This window comes from Actinomycetospora sp. (assembly GCF_055612215.1).
In genome coordinates this window covers 1-6237 of sequence record NZ_JBVPVA010001184.1, presented here as the reverse complement: position 1 = coordinate 6237, position 6237 = coordinate 1, and the positions used below count along the sequence as shown (strand labels likewise).

Here is a 6237-nt window from a genome sequence, read left to right as displayed (position 1 = left end):
CAGGCGCCCGTCGCGACCGGCCGCTTCGACGCGCACCAGTTCGACCACGAGCCGACGTAGAGCGCGACCGGGTCCTCCGGTGGGCGCACCCCGGCGATCTCGGCGGCGAGCACCAGCATCGTCGCGCTGACCCCCGAGCCGCAGTAGGCCCCGACCGGCCCGGCGTCACCGACGAGCGCCCCGAGCGCGGCCGCCAGCTCCTCGGCGGGCCGCCACCGGCCGTCGCCGTCGAGGAGGGATCCCGCCGGGAGGTTGCCGGCCCCCGGCACGTGGCCCGCCACCGGGTCGATCGGCTCGGTCTCGCCGCGGAAGCGCTCCGGGGCCCGGGCGTCGAGCAGCACCCCGCGCTCGGCGACCTCGACCGCGGCGTCCGCCCCGAGCACCGGCATCGCGCCCGCCGTGATCGCGATGTCGCCGGGCCGCCGCGCTCCGCCCGACTCGGTGGACGTCGGGCCGCCCGCAGCGGTCCAGGCGCCGAATCCGCCGTCGAGCACCCGCACCTGCGACGGCGCCAGCCCCGCCCAGCGCAGCACCCACCACGCACGCGCCGCGGCCATCCCGTCGCCCGCGCCGACGCCGTCGTGCACGACGACCGGGGTGGACCGCCCGATCCCGGCCCGGCGCAGCGTGGTCTGCAGGTCGTCGGGGTCGGGCAGCGGGTGGCGCCCGGCGGGACCGGGCGGGCCGGCCAGGTCGGTGTCGACGTCGAGGAACACCGCGCCCGGCACGTGGCCGGCGTCGAAGTCGGGCTCGCCGACCGGGTCCGGGCGGCGCCGCGGCTTCCGGCCACCCGGCGGCGGGACGAGCCGCCAGCGGACGTCGAGGACGACGGGCCGCCCGTCGGTCCCGGCGGGGCCGTCGGCGAGCTCGGCGATCAGGTCCGGGGCGGCGACGAGCGGGGCAGCGGGGGTCGACACGCACCCATCGTGCCCTCCGCGGGGTCGCGCCGCGCCCGTGGTGTCACACCCCCTCGGTAGGATCGGGTCCGGCACCGGAAGGGGTGGGGATGAACGACCTCATCGACACCACGGAGATGTACCTGCGCACCATCTACGAGCTCGAGGAGGAGGGCGTCACGCCGCTGCGCGCGCGGATCGCCGAGCGCCTCGAGCAGAGCGGCCCGACGGTGAGCCAGACCGTCGCCCGCATGGAGCGTGACGGTCTCGTCCAGGTGGCCGGCGACCGCCACCTCGAGCTCACCCCGGAGGGCCGGGCGAAGGCCGTCTCCGTGATGCGCAAGCACCGCCTGGCCGAGCTCCTGCTGGTCAACGTCATCGGCCTGGAGTGGGAGCACGTCCACACCGAGGCCTGCCGGTGGGAGCACGTGATGAGCGAGGCCGTCGAGAAGAAGGTCTTCGCGCTGCTCGGCGAGCCCTCGGTCTCCCCGTACGGCAACCCCATCCCCGGCCTCGAGGAGCTGCGCGGCACGCTCACCGAGCTGCCGACACGTACCCCGACGCCCGACGAGGCGGGGCTCGTCCGGCTCGACGAGTTCGCGCGCTCGGGCGGGGGGAAGGTCGTCATCCGCCGCATCGCCGAACACGTGCAGCTCAACGAGACCCTCATGGCCCGCCTGAAGTCGGCCGGGGTCCTGCCGGGCAGCGACATCGAGGTCGTCGGCATCCCCCGCTTCGGGGACGCGGTGAACGTCGGGCACGGCGGGCAGCGCTCCGAGGTCGATCCGCTGGTCGCGCACGCGGTGCTCGTCCGCGCCGTCTGAACCCGCCTCCCGCCCCGGGTGACCGCCCAGGGCGGTACGTCAGACTCGTCGCCATGAAGCTGCTCGTCACCGGAGGCGCGGGCTACGTCGGCAGCGTGTGCACCGCCCACCTGCTCGCCGCGGGCCACGAGGTCACCGTCCTCGACGACCTCTCCACCGGCCACCGTGACGCCGTCCCGGCCGGGGCGGCGTTCGTCGAGGGCGACGTCGCCGCCGCGGCCGAGGAGGTCCTCGGCACCGGCTCCTTCGACGGCGTCCTGCACTTCGCGGCGCGCTCCCTGGTGGGCGAATCCGTGGTGGACCCGGCGAAGTACTGGCACGGCAACGTCGTGACCTCGGTCGCCCTGCTCGACGCCGTCCGCGCCCACCGGGTCCCGCGCCTGGTGTTCTCCTCCACGGCCGCCACCTACGGCGAGCCGGAGACCAGCCCGATCACCGAGGACTCCCCCACCCGCCCGACCAACCCCTACGGCGCGACGAAGCTCGCGATCGACCACGCGATCGCCTCCTACGCCGCGGCCTCCGACGGGGAGCTCGGCGCGGTGTCGCTGCGCTACTTCAACGTGGCGGGCGCCCACCGACCGGACGACGGCCCGATGCTCGGCGAGCGGCACACCACCGAGACCCACCTCATCCCGCTCGTGCTGCAGGTCGCGCTCGGGCAGCGGGAACAGGTCTCGATGTTCGGCGACGACTGGCCCACCCCGGACGGCACCTGCGTGCGCGACTACATCCACGTCGACGACCTCGCCGCGGCCCACCTGCTCGCCCTCGACGCGGCCGGGGAGCGCGGCGGGCACCTGGTCTGCAACCTCGGCAACGGCACCGGCTTCTCGGTCCGTGAGGTCGTCGAGGCGTGCCGTCGGGTCACCGGGCACCCGATCCCCGCGGTCGTCGCCCCGCGCCGCGCCGGCGACCCGGCGGTGCTCGTCGCCTCCGCGCAACGCGCCCGCACCGAGCTGGGCTGGACGCCGCGGCGCGGGGACCTCGACGGGATCGTCGCCGACGCGTGGGCGTTCGCGCAGGCGTCCCGGGTGGCCGCCGCTCCGTGAGCCTGGTGCTGTTCGACCTCGACGGGACCCTCGTCGACTCCGGTCCCGGGATCCGGGCCTCGGTCCGGCACGCGGCGGCGGCCGTCGGGGTCCCCGAGCCGACCCCCGAGCAGCTGCGCGCCCTGATCGGGCCGCCGTTCCCGGCCGCGTTCCGCGACGTCCTCGGCGTCGACGTCCCGACCGGCGAGGCGATGATGACCCGCTACCGCGAGTCGTACGGAGCGGGCGGGATGTTCGACGTGACGGTCTACGAGGGGATCGGGACGGCGCTCGACGAGCTGGTGGCCCGCGGCGACGTCCTCGCCGTCACCACGAGCAAGCCCGCCGTCTACGCCCGCGAGATCGTCGAGCACCTGGGGCTGGCCGGGACCTTCGCCGGCGGGGTGCACGGCGCCGCGCTGGACGGCAGCGTCGAGGGCAAGGCCGCGGTCGTCGGGCTCGCGCTCACCGCGCACGGCGACGGGCCCGTCGCGGGGCTGGTCGGCGACCGCCACCACGACGTCGAGGGAGCCCGGCACCACGGCCTGCCCTGCGTCGGCGTGACGTGGGGCTTCGGGACCCGCACCGAGCTCGAGGCGGCGGGCGCGGCGGCGGTGGTGGACGAACCCGCCGGGATCGCCGCCGCTCTTGCGGCCCTGACCTGATCCGGCCCTGACCTGATTCGACCCGGCCACCGGTCACGCCGCCAGCCGCGCGCCCGCCTCGGCCGCGGCCCCGGCGATCAACTCCCGCACCGCGCCCGGCTCGATCCCGGCCGTGACGATCGAGGCGAGCAGCCGGCTGAGCCGATGGCCCGGGTCGGCGGTCAGCGCGCGGTCGAGGGCGACGGTCAGCGTCGCACCGCCGCCGTGGTCCAGCGTCGCGAAGGCCAGCAGGGTCGCCGGTTCGGCGACCTCCGGGGCCGGCACCGCGCGCACCAGCAGCGTCCAGAGCCGCTCGGCGTCCGCGGGGTCGACCGCGGCGTCGTGGCCCGCGGCGAACCCGAGGCAGACGTCACGCACGCGCGGATCGCACAGGGCGACGGCCAGCCGCGCGATCTCCTCGTCGCCGAGGACGACGCCGCGCCCGAGCTCGGCGGCCGCGTGCCGCACCGCGTCCAGGTCCCGCCGGGCCGCGGCGCTCCCGGCCAGCTCGCGGTCGGTCCACGCGGCCTCGTGGGCGTCGTCCACCAGCTCCCTGCGCCGGCGGCCCTGCGCGGCGGGCTCGGGCGCCAGCGTCGCCGCCACCTCGTCGCGGGAGCCGTAGGTCACGCGACCGGTCACCGCGGACTCGGCGGCGGCCAGGGTCCCGGCCGGGTCGGGCAGCGTCCCGGTGCACCCGCACGCGTCGTAGCAGCGCCAGGGGGCCCCGGCGGCGACCCGCGACGTCCACACCGCGCCGGTCACCGGGACGTCGACCCCGGCGAACGCCTCGGTCAGTGCGTCGACGACCCCGGCGTGAGGCGGACGCCCGTCCGGCCCGTCCGTCCCCTCCCCGGAGACCACGATCACCACCACGGAGTCGGGCTCCGTGCGCTCGAGGTGCCGGCGCAGCGCGTCCGCCAGGGCCCGGTCGATCTCCGCGCGGTCGAGCCCGGCCGCCCCCGGACCGGCCACCAGGTCGATGCGGGCCATGCCGCCGACGCGGCTGCGGGTCCCGCGACGGTGCATCGCGATCGCCACGACCGATTCCTCCGGGACGAAGCCCAGCATCGTCGGCAGCGACGCGACGAGATCCTCGGGCCCGGAGACCCGGACGACCACCTCGGCGTCGGGCGGCCGGGGCGACCGGGTGGCGGTGGACCTCCGGATCGGCCTGGCGGGACGGGGCGGCCGGCGACGGTTGCGGGAGCTCATGTCCCTGCGACTCCGCCCGGCCCGGTCCGGATCCACGGTTCACCCGAACGGCCGCCCCGGACGCGACCAGCGAGATCCGCTGGGAGCCCGTGGCCCGTGGGTCACGAGCCGACGCGAACAGCACCCTCGCGCGCCCCGACGCCGCGAGAGTGCCGTCCGCCCCGGGGGTGGATCAGCTCCCGGTCGGGAACCGCAGCAGCGCGCCGACGTTGTCGGTGAGCTCGGCACCCGCGCCGAGCACCGCGACGTCGCCGCCCATCGCGCCGGCGGCGTGCAGGAGCACCTGCTCGGCCGGACGCGACACCGGCTCGGCGTCGGAGATCGACGCGGCCCGGTCCTTCTCCTTCGAGATCGCCTCGGGGCTGTCGCCGACGTAGAGCTCGCCGGGCACCGGGTGGGCGTCGACGAGGATCAGCGTCGCGATCGCGCCCGTGCGGGCGGCCTCGAGCACCGGCTCGAGACCCTCCGCGGCGTTGCCGTGGCCCTTGGCCTCCCGGAACTGCTGGTCGATCGAGGTCTCCCGCTCGGTCGCGAACCGGCCGACCTCGGTGAGGAACGCGTCCTCGAGCGCGTCCTCGCTGGCGCCCGCCGCGCGGCTTCCCGCCTCGATCTCACGGGTGATCTCGAGCAGGCCCTTGGGCATCTCGTGGCGGACGACCTCGCGCCCGCTGACCTCGCCGGCCAGCACGATCAGCTCGGGGCGGAACGACGAGGCGGCGGACTGGATGCCCTTCACCACGTCGGCGGCGTTCTGGTACGCGGCCTCGGCGTGGCGGCGCTGGCGGTGCTTGTGGGCGTTGCCGCCCTCGCGGGGCTTGTGCACGCTCTCCACGGCCGAGCCCTTGATCGTCTGCTCGTCGACCTCGCGAGCGCCCTCCGCGTTGGACGCGACCACCTGGTAGACGTCGCCCCCGGTCTGGTCGGCGACCACGAGCAGGGCCCGGACGCCGCCGGACTGCGAGCGGAAGTACGTCCCGAGCTCGGGCAGCGGCGACCACACCGCGCTGTCGCCCGCCCGGTCGACGCCCTCGACGGGGTCGTCGAACAGCACGCCGTCGGCCGAGGCCACGACCACCCGCCCGTAGGCGTTGAGCTCACCGCCGCTGGTGTCGGAGAACAGCTCGTCGAGGGCCGCGATCGTCTTGTCGTCCGCGCCCTGCTCCGACAGCGACTTCGACAGGCCCCGCCAGCGCAGCTCGGTCTGCTTGGCGGCGTTCTCGCCGGGGTTGGTGGCCTCCAGGTAGACCGTCGCGAACGGCCCCTGCCGTTCGTAGAGTTCCCGCGTGCGCGACAGGTCCATCCGGTCTTCCTCCTTCTCGCCGCGCCCACCGGGATGGGGGTGCGGATCCCGTCCATTCTCGCGCAGGGCCTTACCCATCCGACCGGGGGCACCATGCGTGGAACGGGCTCACCACCCCCGCAGGTCGACCTCCCAGGTGTCGAGGACCTCGTCGTCGCGCACCAGGTGCATCCGCTCGTGCAGCGCGACCGTCGGGTCGACGTGCGCGGGCACGACGAGCACGCGGTCCCCGACGGCGACCGGCTCCGTCCCGGGCGCGAACGTCACGTGCTCGTCCGAGCATAACCACAGGTCTCCTCCCCCCGTCGCTCCGCTCGCCCCGCCGCCCCC

The 6237-nt window shown here is 76.0% G+C and carries 6 protein-coding genes and 1 pseudogene; 3 read left to right on the top strand and 4 right to left on the bottom strand.

What is annotated here, in order from left to right; translation table 11 throughout:
- On the bottom strand, positions 1-917 hold a 917-nt coding region (locus AC0CYZ_RS31695), incomplete at its 3' end, for a sulfurtransferase (protein ID WP_472222246.1).
- An 89-nt stretch (positions 918-1006) separates the two neighbouring features.
- Here AC0CYZ_RS31695 and AC0CYZ_RS31690 point away from each other — a divergent pair.
- From AC0CYZ_RS31690 to AC0CYZ_RS31680, 3 genes are read left to right on the top strand one after another with little or no spacing between them, the layout of a single operon-like run.
- The gene (locus tag AC0CYZ_RS31690; protein WP_472222244.1) at positions 1007-1720 is read left to right on the top strand and encodes a metal-dependent transcriptional regulator; all 714 of its coding nucleotides are present in this window, start codon (positions 1007-1009) and stop codon (positions 1718-1720) included.
- Between the two features lie 53 nt (positions 1721-1773).
- Positions 1774-2772, top strand: coding sequence for a UDP-glucose 4-epimerase GalE (galE, locus tag AC0CYZ_RS31685; protein WP_472222242.1), 999 nt, complete (start codon positions 1774-1776; stop codon positions 2770-2772).
- A complete protein-coding gene (locus tag AC0CYZ_RS31680; protein ID WP_472222240.1) occupies positions 2769-3416 on the top strand; it encodes an HAD hydrolase-like protein in 648 nt (215 codons plus the stop codon). Before galE ends, AC0CYZ_RS31680 begins: the two co-directional genes overlap by 4 nt.
- A 33-nt stretch (positions 3417-3449) precedes the next feature.
- Here the strand turns inward: AC0CYZ_RS31680 and AC0CYZ_RS31675 are convergent, their stop codons facing one another.
- The 3 genes and pseudogenes from AC0CYZ_RS31675 to AC0CYZ_RS31665 form a co-directional block, all read right to left on the bottom strand.
- A complete protein-coding gene (locus AC0CYZ_RS31675) occupies positions 3450-4607 on the bottom strand; it encodes a DUF4192 domain-containing protein (RefSeq protein ID WP_472222238.1) in 1158 nt (385 codons plus the stop codon).
- Between the two features lie 172 nt (positions 4608-4779).
- Positions 4780-5907: a baeRF2 domain-containing protein gene (locus tag AC0CYZ_RS31670; protein ID WP_472222236.1), complete on the bottom strand. Its 1128-nt coding sequence runs from the start codon at positions 5905-5907 to the stop codon at positions 4780-4782.
- A 108-nt stretch (positions 5908-6015) separates the two neighbouring features.
- Positions 6016-6237 (bottom strand): annotated as a pseudogene (locus AC0CYZ_RS31665) (hypothetical protein); the annotation flags it as partial.

Coding starts and splice junctions, on each gene's coding strand:
- AC0CYZ_RS31690 (WP_472222244.1), top strand. CDS start 1,007: ATGAACGACCTCATCGACACCACGGAGATGTACCTGCGCACCATCTAC.
- galE (WP_472222242.1), top strand. CDS start 1,774: ATGAAGCTGCTCGTCACCGGAGGCGCGGGCTACGTCGGCAGCGTGTGC.
- AC0CYZ_RS31675 (WP_472222238.1), bottom strand. CDS start 4,607: ATGAGCTCCCGCAACCGTCGCCGGCCGCCCCGTCCCGCCAGGCCGATC.
- AC0CYZ_RS31670 (WP_472222236.1), bottom strand. CDS start 5,907: ATGGACCTGTCGCGCACGCGGGAACTCTACGAACGGCAGGGGCCGTTC.